Origin of the sequence: Aquimarina sp. I32.4, assembly GCF_002924285.1 — a bacterium.
Lineage (GTDB): Bacteria > Bacteroidota > Bacteroidia > Flavobacteriales > Flavobacteriaceae > Aquimarina.
Genome location: NZ_PGUB01000005.1, coordinates 1 through 21,254, shown reverse-complemented (window position 1 = coordinate 21,254; position 21,254 = coordinate 1). Strand labels below are relative to the sequence as shown.

The 21,254-nt window shown below is 33.9% G+C and carries 14 protein-coding genes and 1 tRNA gene; 12 read left to right on the top strand and 3 right to left on the bottom strand.

Annotated features, from left to right (window positions below; translation table 11 throughout):
- From rplJ to CVD18_RS01735, 5 genes are all read left to right on the top strand, one after another.
- On the top strand, positions 1–522 hold the full coding sequence (gene rplJ / locus CVD18_RS01755) for a 50S ribosomal protein L10 (RefSeq protein WP_103863728.1): 522 nt from the start codon (positions 1–3) through the stop codon (positions 520–522).
- Positions 523–592: 70 nt separating this feature from the next.
- Positions 593–967, top strand: coding sequence for a 50S ribosomal protein L7/L12 (gene rplL, locus CVD18_RS01750; RefSeq protein ID WP_103863727.1), 375 nt, complete (start codon positions 593–595; stop codon positions 965–967).
- A gap of 131 nt (positions 968–1,098) precedes the next feature.
- Positions 1,099–4,908: a DNA-directed RNA polymerase subunit beta gene (rpoB, locus tag CVD18_RS01745; RefSeq protein WP_103863726.1), complete on the top strand. Its 3,810-nt coding sequence runs from the start codon at positions 1,099–1,101 to the stop codon at positions 4,906–4,908.
- Between the two features lie 107 nt (positions 4,909–5,015).
- Positions 5,016–9,317: a DNA-directed RNA polymerase subunit beta' gene (gene rpoC / locus CVD18_RS01740; RefSeq protein WP_103863725.1), complete on the top strand. Its 4,302-nt coding sequence runs from the start codon at positions 5,016–5,018 to the stop codon at positions 9,315–9,317.
- Between the two features lie 75 nt (positions 9,318–9,392).
- Positions 9,393–9,707 carry a DUF3467 domain-containing protein gene (locus CVD18_RS01735; protein WP_103863724.1) on the top strand — a complete coding sequence of 105 codons (315 nt, stop codon included), beginning with the start codon at positions 9,393–9,395 and terminating at the stop codon, positions 9,705–9,707.
- A gap of 98 nt (positions 9,708–9,805) precedes the next feature.
- Here the strand turns inward: CVD18_RS01735 and CVD18_RS01730 are convergent, their stop codons facing one another.
- A complete protein-coding gene (locus tag CVD18_RS01730) occupies positions 9,806–11,392 on the bottom strand; it encodes a peptide chain release factor 3 (RefSeq protein WP_103863723.1) in 1,587 nt (528 codons plus the stop codon).
- Between the two features lie 584 nt (positions 11,393–11,976).
- Here CVD18_RS01730 and CVD18_RS01725 point away from each other — a divergent pair.
- Genes CVD18_RS01725 through CVD18_RS01715 form a run of 3 tightly spaced genes read left to right on the top strand, consistent with a single transcriptional unit; the run spans position 11,977 to position 18,463 of the window.
- Positions 11,977–15,465 (top strand): gliding motility-associated C-terminal domain-containing protein, encoded by a 3,489-nt coding sequence (locus tag CVD18_RS01725; RefSeq protein WP_103863722.1) that lies wholly within the window; start codon positions 11,977–11,979, stop codon positions 15,463–15,465.
- 53 nt (positions 15,466–15,518) lie between these two features.
- A complete protein-coding gene (locus CVD18_RS01720) occupies positions 15,519–16,475 on the top strand; it encodes a type IX secretion system membrane protein PorP/SprF (RefSeq protein ID WP_103863721.1) in 957 nt (318 codons plus the stop codon).
- Positions 16,476–16,501: 26 nt separating this feature from the next.
- Positions 16,502–18,463, top strand: coding sequence for an OmpA family protein (locus CVD18_RS01715; RefSeq protein WP_103863720.1), 1,962 nt, complete (start codon positions 16,502–16,504; stop codon positions 18,461–18,463).
- Positions 18,464–18,609: 146 nt separating this feature from the next.
- On the opposite strand, the gene CVD18_RS01710 is transcribed toward CVD18_RS01715, so the two are convergent.
- Complete coding sequence (locus tag CVD18_RS01710) at positions 18,610–19,020, bottom strand: 6-carboxytetrahydropterin synthase (protein ID WP_103863719.1); 411 nt, start codon at positions 19,018–19,020, stop codon at positions 18,610–18,612.
- Positions 19,017–19,538, bottom strand: coding sequence for an isopentenyl-diphosphate Delta-isomerase (gene idi / locus CVD18_RS01705; protein ID WP_103863718.1), 522 nt, complete (start codon positions 19,536–19,538; stop codon positions 19,017–19,019). The genes CVD18_RS01710 and idi overlap by 4 nt, the downstream gene beginning before the upstream one ends.
- A gap of 221 nt (positions 19,539–19,759) precedes the next feature.
- Here idi and CVD18_RS01700 point away from each other — a divergent pair, with 221 nt between their 5' ends.
- The 4 genes from CVD18_RS01700 to CVD18_RS01685 all read left to right on the top strand — a co-directional run bounded on the left by CVD18_RS01700 (position 19,760) and on the right by CVD18_RS01685 (position 21,198).
- On the top strand, positions 19,760–20,026 hold the full coding sequence (locus CVD18_RS01700) for a hypothetical protein (protein ID WP_103863784.1): 267 nt from the start codon (positions 19,760–19,762) through the stop codon (positions 20,024–20,026).
- A gap of 58 nt (positions 20,027–20,084) precedes the next feature.
- A tRNA-Thr gene (locus tag CVD18_RS01695) sits at positions 20,085–20,158 on the top strand.
- A 148-nt stretch (positions 20,159–20,306) separates the two neighbouring features.
- A complete protein-coding gene (locus CVD18_RS01690) occupies positions 20,307–20,609 on the top strand; it encodes a helix-turn-helix transcriptional regulator (RefSeq protein WP_103863717.1) in 303 nt (100 codons plus the stop codon).
- Between the two features lie 70 nt (positions 20,610–20,679).
- Positions 20,680–21,198 (top strand): hypothetical protein, encoded by a 519-nt coding sequence (locus tag CVD18_RS01685; protein WP_146052676.1) that lies wholly within the window; start codon positions 20,680–20,682, stop codon positions 21,196–21,198.
- Positions 21,199–21,254: the final 56 nt, after the last annotated feature.

The window sequence follows — 21,254 nt, the reverse complement described above, 5'->3', positions numbered from 1 at the left end:
ATGACAAGAGAAGAAAAATCACTAGTAATTGAAGACTTAACTGCTCAGTTGGCTGAAAATGCTAATATCTATTTAGCTGATATTTCAGGATTGGATGCAGGAACAACTTCAAACTTACGTAGAGCTTGTTTTAAAGCTAATGTATCATTAAAAGTAGTTAAGAATACACTCCTTGCAAAAGCAATGGAGAAGTCTGATAAAGATTTTGGAGAATTACCAAATACATTAAAAGGTAATACTTCAATTATGTTCGCAGAAACTGGTAATGCACCAGCAAAGGTTATCAAAGAATTTCGTAAGAAATCTGAAAAACCTTTATTGAAAGGAGCATTTATAGCAGAAGCAGTTTTTGTTGGAGATGAAAGCCTTGAAACTTTAGTTAATATCAAATCTAAAGAAGAGGTTATCGGAGATATTATTGGTCTATTACAATCACCTGCTAAGAATGTAGTTTCTGCATTAAAGTCAGGAGGAGGAACAATAGCCGGTATTCTTAAAACATTATCTGAGAAAGAAGGATAATAATCAGTAGTGTACGCACTTTTTAACAATTATATTTTCATTAAAAAAAAATTATTTAAAACGATAGAAAATGGCAGATTTAAAAGATTTCGCAGAGCAATTAGTTAACTTAACAGTAAAAGAAGTTAATGAATTAGCAGATATATTAAAAGAAGAGTATGGCATTGAGCCTGCTGCTGCTGCTGTAGCAGTTGCTGGAGCTGCTGCTGGTGGTGGAGACGCTGCTGAAGAGCAAACTGAATTTGATGTAATTCTTAAAGCTGCAGGTGGTTCTAAATTAGCAGTTGTAAAACTAGTTAAAGAACTTACTGGTCTTGGTCTTAAGGATGCTAAAGGATTAGTAGATGAAGCTCCTAAAGCAATCAAAGAAGGAATTGCTAAAGATGAAGCAGAAGCTCTTAAAGCTCAATTAGAAGAGGCTGGAGCAGAGGTTGAGCTTAAATAAGCTTACCGTATACTGAAATATAGGTTTAGACCCGGAGAATGTTCTCTGAGGTCTAAACCATTTTTGCGTATATAAACAATAAGTGTTAAAATATGCGTTTTTTTAAAATTTTAATTTAATTCCGTCCATTGATGTTAGCAACACAAACTGAAAGATTAAATTTCTCTTCTGTAAAGAATAGACCTGATTACCCTGATTTTTTGGATATTCAGATCAAATCCTTTCAGGATTTCTTTCAACTAGAAACAAAATCTGATGAAAGAGGAAACGAAGGTTTATACAATACCTTCATGGAAAACTTCCCGATTACGGATACACGTAATCAATTTGTACTAGAATTTTTAGATTACTTTGTTGATCCTCCCAGATATGATCTTCAGGAGTGTATAGAAAGAGGTCTTACGTACAGCGTACCTTTAAAAGCACGTCTTAAATTATTCTGTACAGATCCGGAACACGAAGATTTTGAGACAATTGTTCAGGACGTATATTTAGGTACAATCCCTTATATGACGCCTAGTGGTACGTTTTGTATCAATGGTGCAGAACGAGTTGTTGTATCTCAATTACACCGATCACCTGGTGTATTCTTTGGGCAATCATTCCATGCCAATGGAACCAAACTATATTCTGCAAGAGTAATACCTTTTAAAGGATCTTGGATAGAATTTGCTACCGATATTAATAGCGTAATGTACGCATATATCGATAGAAAGAAAAAATTACCGGTAACAACACTTTTCCGTGCAATTGGATTTGAACGTGATAAAGATATTTTAGAAATATTTGATCTTGCAGAAGAAGTAAAAGTTTCTAAATCCGGCTTGAAAAAAGTTTTAGGACGTAAGTTAGCCGCTCGTGTATTAAACACATGGCATGAAGACTTCGTGGATGAAGATACAGGAGAAGTAGTATCTATCGAGCGTAACGAAATCGTTTTGGATCGTGATACTATTTTAGATAAAGATCATCTTGATGAGATTATAGATTCTGGTGCAAAAACAATTTTATTGCACAAAGAGGATAATCAAAAAGGAGATTATGCAATTATTCATAACACGCTACAGAAAGATCCTACCAACTCAGAAAAAGAAGCAGTAGAACATATCTACCGTCAATTACGTAATGCAGAACCGCCTGATGAAGAAACAGCAAGAGGTATTATTGATAAGTTATTCTTTTCTGATCAACGTTACAATCTTGGAGAAGTAGGTCGTTATAGAATGAATAAAAAATTGGGACTTAATATTGAAATGGATAAGCAAGTGCTTACCAAAGAAGATATTATTACCATTATAAAATACTTAATCGAACTGATCAACTCTAAGGCAGAAATAGATGATATCGATCACCTTTCTAATCGTCGAGTTAGAACTGTGGGAGAACAATTATCACAGCAGTTTGGAGTAGGATTAGCTCGTATGGCCCGTACGATACGTGAGCGAATGAATGTTAGAGATAATGAGGTATTTACACCAATCGATTTGATTAATGCAAAAACCTTGTCTTCTGTAATCAATTCTTTCTTTGGAACAAACCAGTTATCTCAGTTTATGGATCAAACGAATCCATTAGCAGAGATTACACATAAACGTAGACTTTCAGCATTAGGACCTGGTGGATTGTCAAGAGAAAGAGCAGGTTTTGAGGTACGTGATGTTCACTATACACATTATGGACGTTTATGTCCTATTGAAACACCTGAAGGACCAAACATTGGTTTGATTTCTTCATTAGCAGTTTTTGCCAAGGTAAATTCAATGGGATTCTTAGAAACTCCTTACCGTAAAGTAACAGATGGTAAAGTAGATGTTAATGAATTTAGATACCTAAGTGCAGAGGAAGAAGAGGAGAAATTAATCGCTCAGGCTAATATACCACAGACAGATGAAGGGAATATTACTGCAGATAAGGTAATTGCCCGTATGGAAGGTGATTTCCCAGTGATTGATCCAACCAATGTGAATTATGCCGATGTAGCACCAAACCAGATAGCATCAATATCAGCATCATTAATTCCGTTCTTAGAACATGATGATGCCAACCGTGCATTGATGGGATCAAACATGATGCGTCAAGCTGTACCATTATTGCGAGTAGATGCACCTATTGTAGGAACTGGATTAGAGCGTCAAGTGGCTTCAGATTCTAGAGTATTGATTAACTCAGAAGGAGAAGGAGTTGTAGAATATGTAGATGCACAAAAAATTACCATTAAGTACGATAGAACAGAGGAAGAAAGAATGGTAAGCTTTGATAGTGATTCTAAAACTTATGAACTTATAAAGTTTAGAAAAACAAATCAAGGAACAAACATCAACCTTAAGCCAATTGTAAATGTTGGTGATCGTGTTAAAAAAGGTCAGGTGTTATGTCAAGGGTATGCAACAGAAAAAGGAGAACTTGCACTTGGTAGAAATATGAAAGTAGCCTTTATGCCTTGGAAAGGGTATAACTTTGAGGATGCAATCGTAATTTCTGAGAAAGTTGTAAGAGAAGATATCTTTACATCAATACATATTGATGAATACTCTTTAGAGGTAAGGGATACTAAATTAGGTAATGAAGAATTAACTAATGATATCCCGAATGTTTCTGAAGAGGCAACAAAAGATCTTGATGAGAACGGAATGATTCGCGTAGGTGCAGAAATCAAACCAGGAGATATCCTTATCGGAAAAATTACTCCAAAAGGAGAAAGTGATCCTACTCCAGAAGAAAAGCTGTTAAGAGCAATTTTTGGAGATAAAGCAGGTGATGTAAAAGATGCTTCATTAAAAGCATCTCCTTCATTACACGGTGTGGTAATTGATAAAAAATTATTTGCACGTGCTATAAAAGATAAGAGAAAACGTTCTCAAGATAAAGAAGATATAGAAGCTCTAGAGAGATCATATGATGTAAAATTTGAATTGTTAAAATCTGACTTGATAGACAAATTGTTTATTATAGTAGGAGGTAAAACATCTCAAGGAGTTATTAATGATCTAGGAGAAGAAGTACTTCCAAAGGGTAAAAAATATAGTCAGAAAATGCTAAATAGTGTTGATGATTATACACACCTAACCAAAGGAACTTGGACTACAGATGATGATCTTAATGGTATGGTTGCTGATCTTATTCACAACTATAAAATTAAAGAAAACGATCTACAAGGAAATTTAAGAAGAGAGAAGTTTACAATCTCTGTAGGAGATGAATTACCTTCTGGGATTATAAAACTAGCTAAAGTTTATATTGCTAAGAAACGTAAACTTAAAGTAGGTGATAAAATGGCAGGTCGTCACGGTAACAAAGGTATTGTTGCACGTATTGTAAGAGAAGAGGATATGCCTTTCTTAGAAGATGGAACACCAGTTGATATTGTATTGAATCCATTAGGAGTACCTTCTCGTATGAATATTGGTCAGATCTATGAAACTGTATTAGGATGGGCAGGTCAAAAACTTAATAGAAAGTTTGCTACTCCGATCTTTGATGGAGCCTCATTGGATCAGATTAACGGATTTACAGATGAAGCAGGAATCCCTAGATTTGGGCATACATATTTATTTGATGGAGGTTCAGGAGAGCGTTTTGATCAACCAGCAACAGTAGGTGTGATTTATATGCTTAAGCTTGGTCACATGGTAGATGATAAGATGCACGCACGTTCTATAGGTCCATACTCATTGATTACACAGCAACCACTTGGTGGTAAAGCACAATTTGGTGGTCAGCGTTTTGGAGAGATGGAAGTATGGGCATTAGAAGCATATGGAGCTTCTGCTACTTTGCGTGAGATATTGACGGTAAAATCTGATGATGTTATAGGAAGAGCTAAGACATACGAAAGTATTGTTAAAGGTGAACCAATGCCAGAACCTGGATTACCAGAATCGTTTAATGTATTAATGCATGAACTAAAAGGTCTGGGATTAGATATCAGATTAGAAGAATAGAATTAAAATAAGCAAACTGCCTCCTTAGATTTTATCAAAGGAAGCAGTTTGTATATCAAAATACTATTCAATTTTAAAATACAATAATTCTTTAGTAACCATATATTATGGCAAGAAATAATGATAAGAATGCAGTAAAGAGGTTTAATAAAATCTCTATAGGTTTAGCCTCTCCTGAGTCGATTTTAGCAGCGTCTAAAGGAGAAGTTCTTAAGCCCGAAACTATCAATTATCGTACACATAAACCTGAACGAGATGGTTTGTTCTGCGAGCGTATTTTTGGACCTGTAAAGGACTTTGAATGTGCTTGTGGTAAATATAAAAGAATTCGATACAAAGGAATCGTTTGTGATCGATGTGGTGTAGAAGTAACCGAGAAAAAAGTACGTAGAGACCGAGTAGGGCATATTAACCTAGTTGTACCAGTAGCACATATCTGGTATTTCCGTTCTTTACCAAATAAAATAGGATATTTATTAGGTCTTCCTTCGAAGAAACTGGATATGATTATTTACTACGAGCGTTATGTAGTAATTCAACCAGGTATTGCCAAAAATGAAGAAGGAGAACCTGTACAGAAAATGGATTTCCTTACAGAAGAAGAGTATCTTAATATATTAGATAGTCTTCCTCAAGAAAATCTGTATTTAGATGATACAGACCCTAATAAATTTATCGCTAAGATGGGGGCAGAATGCCTTATCGAAATTCTGAAAAGAATTGATTTGGATGCGCTATCTTATGAATTAAGGCATAAAGCAAATAACGAAACCTCTAAACAACGTAAAACAGAAGCTTTAAAGCGTCTTCAGGTTGTAGAGTCTTTCCGTGATGCAAATAAGAATAGAGAAAACAATCCAGAATGGATGGTTCTCAAAGTAGTACCAGTAATTCCACCAGAATTACGTCCGTTGGTACCGCTAGATGGAGGTCGTTTTGCAACTTCTGATTTAAATGATTTATACCGTAGAGTAATTATACGTAATAATCGTTTGAAAAGATTGATGGAGATCAAAGCTCCTGAAGTAATTTTACGTAATGAGAAACGTATGCTTCAGGAATCAGTAGATTCTTTATTTGATAATACAAGAAAAGCATCAGCAGTAAAAACTGATTCTAACAGACCATTAAAATCACTTTCTGATTCATTGAAAGGTAAGCAAGGACGTTTCCGTCAGAACTTACTTGGTAAACGTGTGGATTATTCAGCACGTTCTGTAATTGTTGTAGGGCCAGAATTGAAGTTATTCGAATGTGGTCTTCCAAAAAATATGGCTGCAGAGCTTTACAAGCCATTTGTGATCAGAAAACTGATAGAACGTGGTATTGTAAAAACTGTAAAATCAGCAAAGAAAATAATAGATAGAAAAGAGCCTGTTGTATGGGATATCTTAGAGAATGTCTTAAAAGGACATCCTGTATTATTAAACCGTGCTCCTACGCTTCACCGTCTTGGTATTCAGGCATTCCAGCCAAAACTTATAGAGGGTAAAGCAATACAATTACATCCATTGGTATGTACAGCATTTAATGCCGATTTTGATGGAGATCAAATGGCAGTACACTTACCATTAGGGCCAGAAGCAATTTTAGAGTCTCAGTTATTGATGCTAGCATCACATAACATTCTAAACCCTGCAAATGGATCACCAGTAACTGTACCTTCTCAGGATATGGTATTGGGGCTGTATTATATGACTAAATCACGTAGATCAACTCCAGAATTAGTAATCAAAGGAGAAGATCTTACTTTCTATTCACCAGAAGAAGTTATCATTGCGTATAATGAAAAACAATTAGATATTAATGCAAATATCAAAGTACGTACAAAAGATATTAATGAAGAGGGTGAGATAGTTACTAAAATAATTGAAACTACTACAGGAAGAGTTTTGTTTAACGAAAAAGTTCCTGAAAGAGCTGGATATATCAACGAGGTATTGACAAAAAAATCCCTTAGAGATATTATTGGAGGGATTTTGAAAGTTACTAGCGTGCCAGAAACGGCTGCTTTCCTTGATGAGATTAAGACATTAGGATATAATTTTGCATTTCAAGGAGGATTATCTTTTAGTTTAGGAGATATAATTATTCCTGCTGAGAAACATACCATGATTGCTGATGCCAATGCGCAAGTAGATACCATTGTAGCAAATTATAACATGGGATTGATTACCAATAACGAACGTTATAATCAGGTGATTGATATTTGGACTTCAACTAATGCAGAGTTGACTGAATTGTCAATGAAACGTATTAGAGAAGATCAGCAAGGATTTAACTCGGTGTATATGATGCTTGATTCTGGAGCAAGGGGATCAAAAGAGCAGATTAGACAGTTGACAGGTATGCGAGGATTGATGGCAAAACCTAAAAAAGCAAGTTCTGCTGGTGGAGAAATTATCGAAAACCCGATTCTTTCTAACTTTAAAGAAGGACTTTCTATCTTAGAATACTTTATATCAACTCACGGAGCCCGTAAAGGTCTTGCCGATACGGCACTTAAAACAGCAGATGCAGGGTACTTAACAAGACGTTTGGTAGATGTGGCTCAAGATGTAATAGTAAACATAGAAGACTGTGGTACATTAAGAGGTGTTGAAGTAACTCCGTTAAAGAAAAATGAAGAAATAATAGAAGGACTAGCTGCAAGAATAGCAGGTAGAACCTCATTGGTAGATGTAATAAATCCATTGACTCAAGAAGTGCTTGTAGAAGCAGGAATTGAGATAGATGATGCAACTGCTAAGATTATTGAGAATTCTCCTGTAGAATCTGTAGAAGTACGTTCTGCACTTACTTGTGAAGCTAAAAAAGGAATTTGTGTAAAATGTTACGGACGTAACCTAGCTACAGGAAAAACTGTTCAGATAGGTGAAGCTGTAGGTGTTGTGGCGGCTCAGTCTATTGGAGAACCAGGGACACAGCTTACACTACGTACATTCCACGTGGGAGGTATTGCAGGTAACATTTCTGAGGAAAATCAATTAAAATCTAAATTTGCAGGTAAAGCTGAGATAGAAGAGCTTAAAACTGTAAAAGGAGAAGATAACGAAGGAAATGAAATTGATGTAGTAATTTCTCGTACATCTGAGGTGAAAATTATAGATCCAAAAACTAAAATTGTCTTAAGTACAAACTTAATTCCTTATGGATCTCAATTATTTATTTCTGATGGAGATAAATTAGATGCAGATCAAGTAATTTGTCAATGGGATCCTTATAATGGTGTTATTATTTCTGAATTTGCAGGTAAAGTAAGATATGAAAATATCGAACAAGGTATTACCTATCAAGTAGAAATAGATGAACAAACAGGATTCCAGGAAAAAGTAATTTCTGAATCTCGTGATAAGAAAAAGATTCCAACTTTACATATATTAGGAAAAGGAGACGAAGTACTACGTTCATACAACTTGCCAGTTGGAGCTCACCTTATGGTAGATGATAGTGATAAGATTAAAGTAGGGAAAATTCTTGTAAAGATTCCACGTAAATCTGCAAAAGCAGGTGATATTACAGGGGGTCTTCCAAGGGTAACTGAATTATTCGAAGCACGTAACCCATCAAACCCAGCTGTAGTTAGTGAAATTGATGGTGTAGTATCCTTTGGAAAAATCAAGCGTGGTAACCGTGAAATTATTGTTGAATCACGAATCGGAGAGATAAAGAAATATCTTGTAAAACTTTCTAATCAGATTCTTGTTCAAGAAAATGATTATGTACGTGCAGGGATGCCATTATCTGATGGTTCTACAACACCAGAAGATATCCTTAAGATCAAAGGACCTTCTGCAGTACAACAATATTTGGTTAATGAAGTACAGGAAGTATACCGATTACAGGGTGTGAAAATTAATGATAAACACTTTGAGGTTGTTGTACGACAGATGATGCGTAAAGTAAGAATTCAAGATCCAGGAGATACTATTTTCTTAGAAAATCAATTGGTTCATAAGTCTGATTTTATCGAAGAAAATGATGAGATTTTCGGAATGAAAGTAGTTGAAGATGCAGGAGATAGTGAAAAACTTAAAGCAGGTCAGATTATTTCTCCTAGAGAATTGAGAGACGAGAACTCTTCATTGCGTAGAGATGACAAGAATTTGGTAACAGGAAGAGAAGTTTCTCCTGCTACGGCTACGCCAATACTGCAAGGTATTACAAGAGCCTCACTACAAACGAAGTCATTTATTTCTGCAGCATCATTCCAGGAAACAACAAAAGTATTGAACGAAGCTGCTGTAAGCGGTAAAATTGATACACTAGAAGGCCTTAAAGAAAATGTAATTGTTGGACATAGAATACCAGCAGGAACAGGAATGAGAGACTACGAAAGTATCATTGTTGGTTCAAACGATGAGTTTGAAGAAAGGATGGAACAGCGACAAGAAGTTAATTATAACTAATATAATATGAACAGCCTGCCTTTTTAGGCAGGCTTTCTTTTTTTAAGTAAAAAGAATTCTAAAATAAAATTAGATATGGCAGATAATAAAAATCAGAACCAAAATCAATTGAATATAGAATTGGATGAGGACATTGCAGATGGAACCTATAGTAACCTTGCGATTATAAATCATTCTATTTCTGAATTTGTGGTTGATTTTGTAAATATTATGCCGGGAAGACCAAAAAGCAAAGTAAAAAGTAGGATAATATTAACTCCACAACATGCCAAAAGGTTATTAAAAGCACTTAGTGACAATGTAAACCGATTTGAGAAAGCTAATGGAGAGATTAAAGATTATGATCAACCACCTATTCCTATGAATTTTGGACCTACAGGAGAAGCTTAGGATAGTTGTAAAGCTATTCACAACACTATCAAATACAAAAAAAACCTTATAAAAATTTTTATAAGGTTTTTTTGTATGTATTACCTAAAATATGGGTACTAAAATTCTGATGTAAAATGAAATTGGATAGATAGATATTTTTGTTGGGTCATTTGTAAACTAAAAGATGAATCTGCAAAAAACACTAATTGGTCTTGCTTATCTTTTGCGAGAAACTTGCTCTTTACTCGTTTAAAATCTTTAAACTCATCACTATTTTCATCTTCTGTTTCTATCCAACATGCCTTATGTACATTTAGGTTTTCATACGTACATTTTGCCCCGTATTCATGCTCTAGCCTGTATTGAATTACTTCGTATTGTAATGCTCCTACGGTACCAATAACTTTTCTTCCGTTCATTTCCAGAGTAAAAAGCTGTGCAACCCCTTCATCCATCAATTGATCAATTCCTTTTGCCAATTGTTTAGATTTCATAGGATCTGCATTGTTAATATACCTAAAATGTTCAGGTGAAAAACTTGGGATTCCTTTGTAATTAAGGACCTCACCTTTGGTAAGGGTATCTCCAATTTTAAAATTCCCAGTATCATGTAACCCTACAATATCACCAGGGTATGATATATCTACAATCTCCTTTTTTTCAGCAAAAAATGCATTAGGACTGGAAAATTTTAATTTTTTATTATGTCTGGTGTGTAAGTAAGGTACGTTTCTTTCAAAAGTTCCAGAAACGATTTTTATAAAAGCCAGTCGATCTCTGTGTTTGGGATCCATATTGGCATGAATTTTAAATACAAAACCAGTAAAATCTTTTTCCTCAGGATGTACAACACGGATATCACTTTCTTTAGGTCGCGGAGGAGGAGCAATAGTAATAAAACAATCCAGTAACTCTCTAACACCAAAATTATTTAATGCAGAACCAAAAAATACTGGTTGTAAACTACCATTTTGATACTCACTTTGTTCAAATTTTGGATATATACCTTCAACCAGTTCTAATTCTTCACGCAATGTATCTGCAGCATCATCTCCTATAGTATCATTAAGTTCACTCGATGATAGATCTGATATCTTTATAGTTTCTTCTATGTTTTTTCTACTATCTCCGCTAAAGAGATTAATGTTTTTTTCCCAGATATTATAAATACCTTTAAAATCATACCCCATTCCTATAGGAAAACTGAGAGGAGTAACCTTAAGCCCCAGTTTTTGTTCGATTTCATCCAATAATTCAAAAGCATCTTTTCCTTCTCGATCCAGTTTGTTTATAAACACAATCATAGGAATATTTCTCATTCTACATACAGAAACCAATTTTTCTGTTTGTTCCTCAACCCCTTTTGCAACATCGATTACTACAATTACACTATCTACAGCTGTCAAGGTTCTGAATGTATCTTCTGCAAAATCTTTATGCCCTGGAGTATCCAAAATATTAATTTTGATACCTTCATATTCAAAGGCTAAAACAGAAGTAGCTACAGAGATACCTCTTTGACGCTCAATTTCCATAAAGTCACTAGTAGCGCCCTTTTTTATTTTATTAGATTTTACAGCTCCAGCTTCTTGAATAGCTCCCCCAAAAAGTAACAATTTCTCTGTTAATGTTGTCTTACCTGCATCGGGATGAGAGATAATTCCAAAAGTTCTTCTTCTTCCTATTTCATCTGTAAATTTCATCTGGTACTACTTTAGTATTCTATAAATATGGTGCATAATCATCATTTAGACTTAGTTATAAAGAATATTAATGAAATAGCTAAGCCTATCAAAACCTATTAACTATAGTAGTTATTAGATTATTAAATAAGGATGCAAATATAGTATTAAAATAACATAGTTATATGCGCAATTATAATTGCTTGTTAGAAATTATAAATACTCATGTACTAAGCATAATTATAAAGAAGAGTACCATTTCTGATCTTAATTTCTTTAATAAAATTGCATCATTTTGCCTTACTCTTGATAATGAAAGTTAACTGTCACTATGGTTGTTTTGTACAACTTTATGAGAATGATCCCACTTTATATATTAATGAGCTAATCAAAAAGATCAGAATATGGAGATAATGTAGGAAATGATGTGTTTTTTGTCTAAAAATTATGTTTGTTAACGAAAAACATAATTTTTGCAAGAATATTTTATTAAATACTGAAAAAATATCCTAACATTTGCACTCCCCTATATTTATGGTTTTCACGTAACGATACAATGGTTTTTGTTGCGGGTTGTTTTGTATTATTTTAAAAGATAGAACAGTATGAGAAAAAACACATTTCTTAAAAAAGGGGCAAAATACAAGTATAGTAACTTCTGGAAGCAATTTCTTTTGACGGTACTCTTATTATTTTCTACACTACATGTCGAAATTCTAAAAGGAGCAAATATAAATGAAGAAGCCTTTATTAAAGCACATAGTAAGAATGGTTCAGGGATTGAGATAAAAGCTTATGAAGCGCCATTGGTAATGTGTTCTATACAACAATCTGGTTTTTGGAGTATTTCTGGTGCCACAGCACTATATGATTTTGGAGATGGAGTAATAGCAAGAATAACTACTACAACAGCAAGCCCTTTTATTTCTGGTAATTTTAACCCTGCAGGAACTGGTTTTTGGTCTAATGGAATAGAAGGAGATGTATCTATAGAAAATATATTTACTTGGGATTCGACACTAACAGTAAGTTTTGAAGATGGTTTTGGTAATCCAGTAAATATTGAGGATCCTATATTGCATATTGATCGTTTAGGAGGGTTATTTGGAACACAACAAAACTCTGCAGAAGTTACACTGCAAGGCGGATTGACATGGGATTTTTTAGGAGGGACCAATGATTTTCAAGCTACAACTACAACAGTTAGAGATGCTGGAGCAGGAACCCCTGTTGGTAGTACGCCAGGTTTAGAAAGTAGTTTGAATGATGATGATGGCTCAGCGGCAGGTTCTTTAAGGATTAACGGTGTAATAACATCGTTTACATTACAATTTGTACAAGCTGGTGTAGCTGGATTTGGTAATGATGATATAGAATTCATGTTAGAAGTATGTACTACAGCTGATACAGACAATGATGGTATACCAGATGTGTCAGATATATGTATGGGGTATGAAGATGATATTGATATAGATAATGATAATGTTGCCGATGGTTGTGATCTTGATGATGATAATGATGGGATTTTAGATATAGATGAAGGAGCATGCCAACTTATTGAATCTGGCAGTTGGACGATTGCTGGAACTACAGCAACCTATGATTTTGGAAATGGTGTAATTGCCAAGCTAACAACCACAAACCCTGATCCATTTGTGTTGGCAGATTTTAACCCTTTAGGAACTGGTTTTTGGTCAGAAAACTTAGGGGGTAATGTATCATTAGAAAATGAGTATCATTGGGATTCGATATTGACTATTAATTTTGAAGATGCCTTAGGTAATCCGATTCAAGTTACAAATCCTATTTTACATTTTGATCGTATAGGAGGAGTATTTGGGACACATCAAAACTCTGCAGAGATAACATTATTAGATGGGTTAACCTGGGCTCCATTAGAAGGAACATCAGATTTTAGAACAAGACCAACTACAGTAAGAGATGGGGGAGTAGAAATTATACCTCCTACAGGAGCTACAGGAGAAAGTACAGAAAATGATGCAGACGGTAGTGCGGCAGGTTCTTTGCGAGTACACGGAAATGTATCTACAGTGAGACTACAGTTTGTACAATCAGGTATAAATGCTTTTGGAAAAGATAAAGTAGAGATCATATTATCTGTTTGTAATAACTTAGATAGTGATAATGATGGAGTTCCTAATTATCTGGATTTAGATAGTGATAATGATGGTATTTATGATGCAGAAGAAGCAGGGCATATGCAACCACATACAAATGGTGTTGTAGATGGAACTTTTGGAACAGATGGTATTCCTGATCTGGTACAAGGCACCAGTGGAGCAAATAGTGGAGTTGTAGATTATAGTATTGCGGATTCAGAAGTTACTCCCGATGGAATTCCTGATTTTATTGATTCAGATAGTGATGATGATGGTTGTGATGATGTAATTGAAGCTGGATATACAGATGGAGATACCAATGGATATTTAGGGATTGGTACATTTGGAGTTGGGCTTACCGTTGATGCAAATGGAAGAGTGACCTCTAGAAGCGATGGGTATACGGGTACGAATACTAATGTTACCACCGCAGGAGCACCTCCTGTAATAACAGTACAACCATCAAACTCAATAATTTGTGCAAATACAGATACAACATTTGAAGTAACAGCTACAGATGTCAATACTTATCAATGGCAATTGTTTAATGGTACTACATGGGATGATCTTACAGATACAGGTATCTATAGCACTACAACCACAAATGTGTTAACGATTACGAACGCCTCGATAACCGATAATGGTAATCAATATAGAGTAGTTTTATCTAACTCATCATATTTGTGTGCAACTCAGATTTCTGATGTAAAGATACTTACAGTAAATGCTTTGCCTACTATTTCTGTAACTAGTTTACCATCGTGCTCTATAGATATGATGACATATTCATTAGAAGTAACTGTAAGCGCAGGAGTAGTTACCAGCACCTCTGGTATAGTAACGAATGTTTCTGGTAATTTATGGAGCATAGCAGAAATCCCTTTGGGAGCTGATACAGATATTACAGTTAATATTGTGACAACTTGTGAAAAAACAATTACTGTAAACACACCAATATGTAGTATAGAGGCCAATGATGATCATTTGGTGATAGATGGTGAAACAGGAGGTAATTCTATTAATATAGTAGATGATAATGATACTATTAATGGAAACGGAGCTATCTTGGGAACAGATGTAACTATGACTGTAACTGATTCAGACCTTGGAGATGGAGTTAGTATAGACCCCATTACAGGAGAAGTGATTGTACTTCCAAATACTGCCCCAGGTGATTATACATTCACTTACACCTTGTGTAGTGTCGTTGATCCATTGATATGTGATGATGCTACTGTAACGGTTGAAGTAATAGGAATAGCTAATATGGAGCTCATTAAAACTGGAGTGTATGTAGATGCTAATAATGATGACGCTATTAATGCAGGGGATGAAATACATTACAGTTTTATCATAGAGAATACTGGGAATATGGTTATTACAGGTATATTTCTTACCGATCCGTTACCTGGAATTGAGGTAATAGGAGGTCCCATCGATCTGGAAGTAGGGGAACAAGACACAGATAGTTTTACAGCTACTTATGTTTTGACAGAAGAAGACTTACTTAGAGGGAGTGTGTCTAATCAAGCAACTGTTACAGGCCTGGACTCAGATGGGAATGATATAACTGATATATCAGATGATCCCTTTGATAATACCAATGTTGATATTGATGGAGATGGGGATTTTGAAGATATTACCGTATTGCTTATTGAGCCAAGTGATGAGGTAGAGATTTATACAGGAATTTCGCCAAATGGAGATGGGGTTAATGATCAGTTTAGAATCATAGGATTACATAATTTTTCTAATAATACTTTGAGGATATTTAATCGTTGGGGAGTCATGGTTTTTGAAGAAGATGGATATGAACAACCAGGAGCTAGATTTTTTGAAGGAGTTAGTAATGGAAGGGCTACAATAAATAGTGAAAAAAGATTACCTGTAGGAACATACTATTATGTACTGGAATATGAAAATACCAGTGGAATCGGTAGGTCTAAAGCGGGTTACCTGTATATAAATAGATAAATGTATTTGGAATATTATATATTTGTTATTCCCTAAATCGAATTAAAATACTTATGGATAAACTATTGAAAATATTTGTAATAGCCATTGTAGGTTTTACTACTACTTTTGTCAATGCTCAGCAAGATGCTCAGTATACTCAATATATGTATAACACAATAAGTGTAAACCCTGCTTATGCGGGTAGTCGTGGTGTTTTGAGTATTATGGGACTACATCGTAGCCAATGGGTAGGATTAGATGGAGCACCCCGTACTCAAACCTTAACACTTAATACTCCTATCGGAGATAATGAAAGAATTGGTCTGGGAGTATCAATTGTTAATGATCAAATAGGACCAACAGATGAAACTTATTTTGATATTGATTTTTCATACACCATTCCTACGTCTGAACAAGGGAAATTAAGCTTTGGACTAAAAGCAGGAGGACATTTATTAAATGTTGATCTTAATGAATTATCAAAATTTACCAGTAATGATCGCTTATTCGAAAGTAATATAGATAATAAATTCAGTCCTAATGTTGGAGTAGGGTTTTACTATCATACCGATCGTTTTTATGTAGGATTAAGTACTCCTAATCTATTAGAAACAGATCATTTTGATGAGAGTTCTACAGATGATAGTAGTACAGCAACAACTTTTCTGGCAGAAGAACGTATCAATTACTATTTGATTGCAGGACATGTATTTGATTTGAGTGATGATGTAAAATTTAAACCAGCATTACTGAGTAAATTAGTATTTGGGGCGCCTTTACAAGTAGATTTGTCAGCAAACTTTTTATTGTATGATCGCTTGACTTTAGGGGTGGGTTATCGTTGGGATGCTGCGGTAAGTGCAATGGTAGGTTTTCAGGTGTCAGATTCTATGATGATTGGTTTTGCCTATGATAGAGAGACTACAGAATTGGGACAAACACAGTTTAATGATGGTAGTTACGAGGTCATGTTGAGGTTTGAGCTCTTTAAAAAATATAACAGAATGCTAACACCTCGTTTCTTTTAATCAAAATTTTAATACAACAGTAAATTATGAAGAAATATTTACTTATATCACTTTTAGCTTTTATATCATTATTCTTTGCAAATGATACTCTTTTTGCACAAGAGAAGAAGATGCAAAAAGCAAAAAATCAATATGATAAGTATCAATATATAGATGCGCAAGAGACATATCTTAAAATTGTAAAAAAAGGGTATAAAAGCGCTGACCTTTTTATGAACTTAGGTGATAGTTATTATTTTAATAGTCAGTTTAAAGATGCCTTAAAATGGTATGGAGAGTTAGTGAATTCTTATCCAGATGAAGTGAAACCTGAATATTATTTTAGATATGCACAAACATTAAAATCTGTAGAAAAATATGAGGAAGCAGATAAGTATATGCAAAAATTTGCAGACCTTAGTAATAATGATCAACGAGCAAAATTATTTGCAGAAGGGGCTGATTATTTGAAACAAATCGATTTTCAATCAGGGAGATATGAAGTAGAAAACTTAGCTGTAAATTCGATCTTTGCCGATTTTGGCGCTGCTTTTTACGGAAAAAAGATTGTTTTTAGCTCCTCGCGAGATACTTTAAGATTAAACAAAAATGTTCATCAATGGAATGATGAAGCTTTTTTAAATATTTTTGAAACAGAGTATGACTCTGTAAATAATAGTTTTTCAAAAGTAAAGAGACTGAGTGGTAAAATAAATTCAAAGTTTCATGAATCTACACCTGTGTTTACTAAAGATGAGCAGACAGTTTATTTTACAAGGAATAATTTTAACGATGGAAAAATTGGTCGTGATCAAAAAGGGACTAATAAACTAAAAATATATCGTTCTTATAAAACTGATCAAGGAGGGTGGACAACCCCTCAAGGTTTACCATTTAATAGTGATGAATATTCTGTAGCACATCCTACATTAAGTGACGATGAGAAAACATTATATTTTTCATCAGATATGCCTGGAGGAAAAGGCTTGTCTGATATATATGAGGTGAGTATAGATGAAGAAGGGAATTTTGGAGAACCAAAAAACCTTGGAGATAGAATTAATACAGAAAGTAAAGAAACATTTCCTTTTATAAGTGATGATAATACACTGTATTTCTCATCTGACGGTCATATGGGACTAGGTGGTTTGGATGTATTTGTTACATCGCTGAATCCACAAACTAAACAAGAAAAAAAGGTAATCAATGTAGGGCGCCCAATTAATGGAGCAAAAGATGATTTTGCATTCATAATAAACCATGGTTCTAAAAGAGGATATTTCTCATCAAATAGATTAGGAGGAAAAGGAAGTGATGATGTATATGGATTTATTGAAATTGAAGAGTTGAGAAATCCTTGTGAAATTACAATTGCAGGATTGGTTACAGATAAAGATACAGGAGAATTACTTCCTGGAACCAAGATTTCTGTTTATGATAGTAGTAATACTCTTATACAAAGTTCGGTGGTAGGAGAAGAAGCTACATATACTCAATTGGTAGATTGTGAGTCCAAATATTTTGTAAGAGCTGAAAAAGATGAATATATAACATTAGAAAAACTAGTGAATACTTTGGCAGAGACTCAGGTACAAGACACTCCACTTAGTTTAGAAAAGAAAATAAAATCAGCTGATATCGGAGATGATTTGGCAAAAGTATTATCTCTTAATCCTATCTACTTTAGTTTTGATGGATTTGAGATACGTTCTGATGCTAAGGTAGAATTGGCAAAAGTAATCGAGGTAATGAACCAGCATCCTAAAATGAAAATAGATATACGATCACATACAGATAGTCATGGTGATAATGCGTATAATTTATATCTCTCAGAGAAGAGGGCAGAAGCCACCGTAAATTATATTGTAGATAAAGGAATATCTAAAGATAGATTAACTGGAAAAGGGTATGGAGAAACCAAACCAGTTAATGATTGTGTAGATAATACCAACTGTACAAAAGAAGCACATCAATTAAATAGAAGAAGTGAGTTTATAATTGTAAAATAATTGTGTGCGATAATAAATAAATTATTGATATAAAACAAAGTGCCTTACTTTTCTAGTAAGGCACTTTGTTTTATAGTTTTATATGATGAAAATAATTAATCTTTTATAGTGGTAATTATTTTGGTAGTAGTATAAGAAATTGTTGCTTAGTGACCTGAATAAATTACAAAATTGCGAGGAGTTTCATATAAAGTAATTTCAAGATCAAATTTGGGTAGTATCTTATTTCTTAATCTATTCCATATGACTATTGCAATATTTTCTACAGTAGGGTTTAGATCAGAAAATTCTATAACTTCTTCATTTAGGTTTTTGTGATCCATATACTCTTCTACTTCTGTTTTTATATAGTCTTTTAGGATTTTGAGATCCATTAGAAAACCAGTTTCAGGATCAATTTCTCCTATGACCGCAACTATAAGTTCATAGTTATGGCCATGATATTTTGGGTTGCTACATTTGCCAAATACCTCAAAGTTTTTTTCATCACTCCAGTCTTTCCTGTATAATCTATGTGCCGCATTAAAATGCGCTTTTCTACAAGCTTTAATCCTCATAAGGTTATGTGTGAATAAAATTTTTCAAAAATGATTTTAAACCATTCAGTATACGTTTCAGGATGTTTTAGGATGTCTTCTTTTACAACTTCTATTGGCATCCATTTCCAATTAGCTACTTCTTCAGGGTTGATAACAGGAGCATTCTCATAGGTGCCCAATAATACATGATCAAACTCATGTTCTGTAAGTCCGTTGTCAAAAGGAGCTTTGTATATAAACGAGACCGATTCTTTGAGAGGAGTAGTAAAACCCATTTCTTCCTGTAATCGTCGCATTCCTGCTTCAATATTACTTTCTCCTTCTCTTTGGTGGCTACAGCATGTATTTGTCCATAAACCAGGAGAATGATATTTATGAAGAGCTCTTTGCTGAAGCATCAATTCGTTTTTGCTATTAATAACAAATACAGAAAAAGCTCTATGTAATACAGCTTTTTGGTGTGCTTCTAGCTTAGGCATTAATCCTATTTGCTCATCATTTTTGTTAACCAGAATAACTTTTTCTTCTTCTTCCATTGTTTTGAATTGCGTCAAAATTACAAAATCGTGCGAGTAATTCATAATCTATATGACATGTCAGTATAATATTTACTAGCATAAATTATAAAAGGCTTTGGGAATATAAGTAAATAGTAATTCTGTACTGAATAAAAGTTAATGTGAATCTGTGTGTAAATTAATATTACATGAGTATTATTGAATTGAAAACACTAATTTTGCATAAAATAAATTTGATTATGGCAAACAAGAGAGACCTTAAGAAAGATATAAACTACGTTTTAGGAGATATTATAGAAGCAGTTTATCTATGGGAGTTAGAGAATCCCAATAAGGATAATAAATCAGGAGAGGCAATTATTGATGAGGCAATAACATCATTTGATGGATTTATGGCTAGAGCTAATGAGCGTTCACTAGAAAATACTAAGAAACATTTTAGATCTTTACGTGATGATTTGGAGAAAACAGCTACAGAATTAGTGAAAAAAGTAAATGCACTATAATTTTTTTCAAAAAATATTTGTAAAAATGGTTGTAGGGATTATATTTGCAACCGCTTTTGCCGATATAGCTCAGCTGGCTAGAGCAGCTGATTTGTAATCAGCAGGTCGTGGGTTCGAGTCCCTCTATCGGCTCTTAAAAGGTTCTGAATATTAATTCAGAACCTTTTTTATTTTTTAAAAGTGTCATTTCCCTAAAATAGTAGTGTATAATAATTCAATTTTATTTGAAAAATAAAACTACATATCGGGATATATCGATATAATAATGTATATTTATAAAATGAACATTATAGAAATAAATAAGGTACTGTCTAATAAAGTAAGGGTAGATATTCTTGATTGGTTAAAAGATATGGAGTCTAATTTTCCTCCTCAGATTAATGTTCCTGATTTTGGTAATGGAGTTTGTGTATGTCATATTCAAGATAAAACAGGGCTATCTCAATCAACAGTTTCTCACTATCTCACTATGATGCATAAAGTAGATTTAATTATAGCAACAAGGATTGGTAAATGGACATATTATAGGCGTAATGAAAAAATGATAGGAGAGTATATAGATTTACTTAAAAATAGTTTGTAAAACTCTTATGGTATCTGGCGGTTAAACTTTACTAGCTTGTCAATATGTTCTTTTATCAAAAAATAAAAGTATGATGGAAAAAGATTTATTATTAATGGGTTCTGATGCATTACGAAAATCTGCTATGAACAAAGAAGTAAAAGAATATGTATTAAGTAATCCTATTCTTTTTAAAACACTAAAAAAAGCTGCCGAAAGATATATTGGAGGTGAAAATCTTGATGAAACAATTCTCAAAGTCATTAAGGAAAATAAAGAAGGGTTTAAATGTTCTATTGAGTTTATGGGAGAAAATACTTCAACGGTTAAAGAAGCAAATGACGCAACAAAAGAATTTATAAGGGTAATTCGAGAAATTAAGAGTCAACATTTGAATTCTACAATCTCTCTAGATCTTTCTCATATAGGTCTAGCTATATCAAAAGAAATATGTTTTGAAAACTTAAGTGAAATTTGCAAAGAATCTCAAGGTATTGAAGTTATCATAAGTGCAGAGGGTGTAGATAGAACCGATGATGTAATAGAAATATATAAAAAAGGTACAAAGGAGTTTGATGACCTCTCTATCTGGATATTCTATGGATACTGACCCCCATTCTGGTCATATTGACCCCTCTGTAGCTTTTGGTCTTAAAAAGATATGTT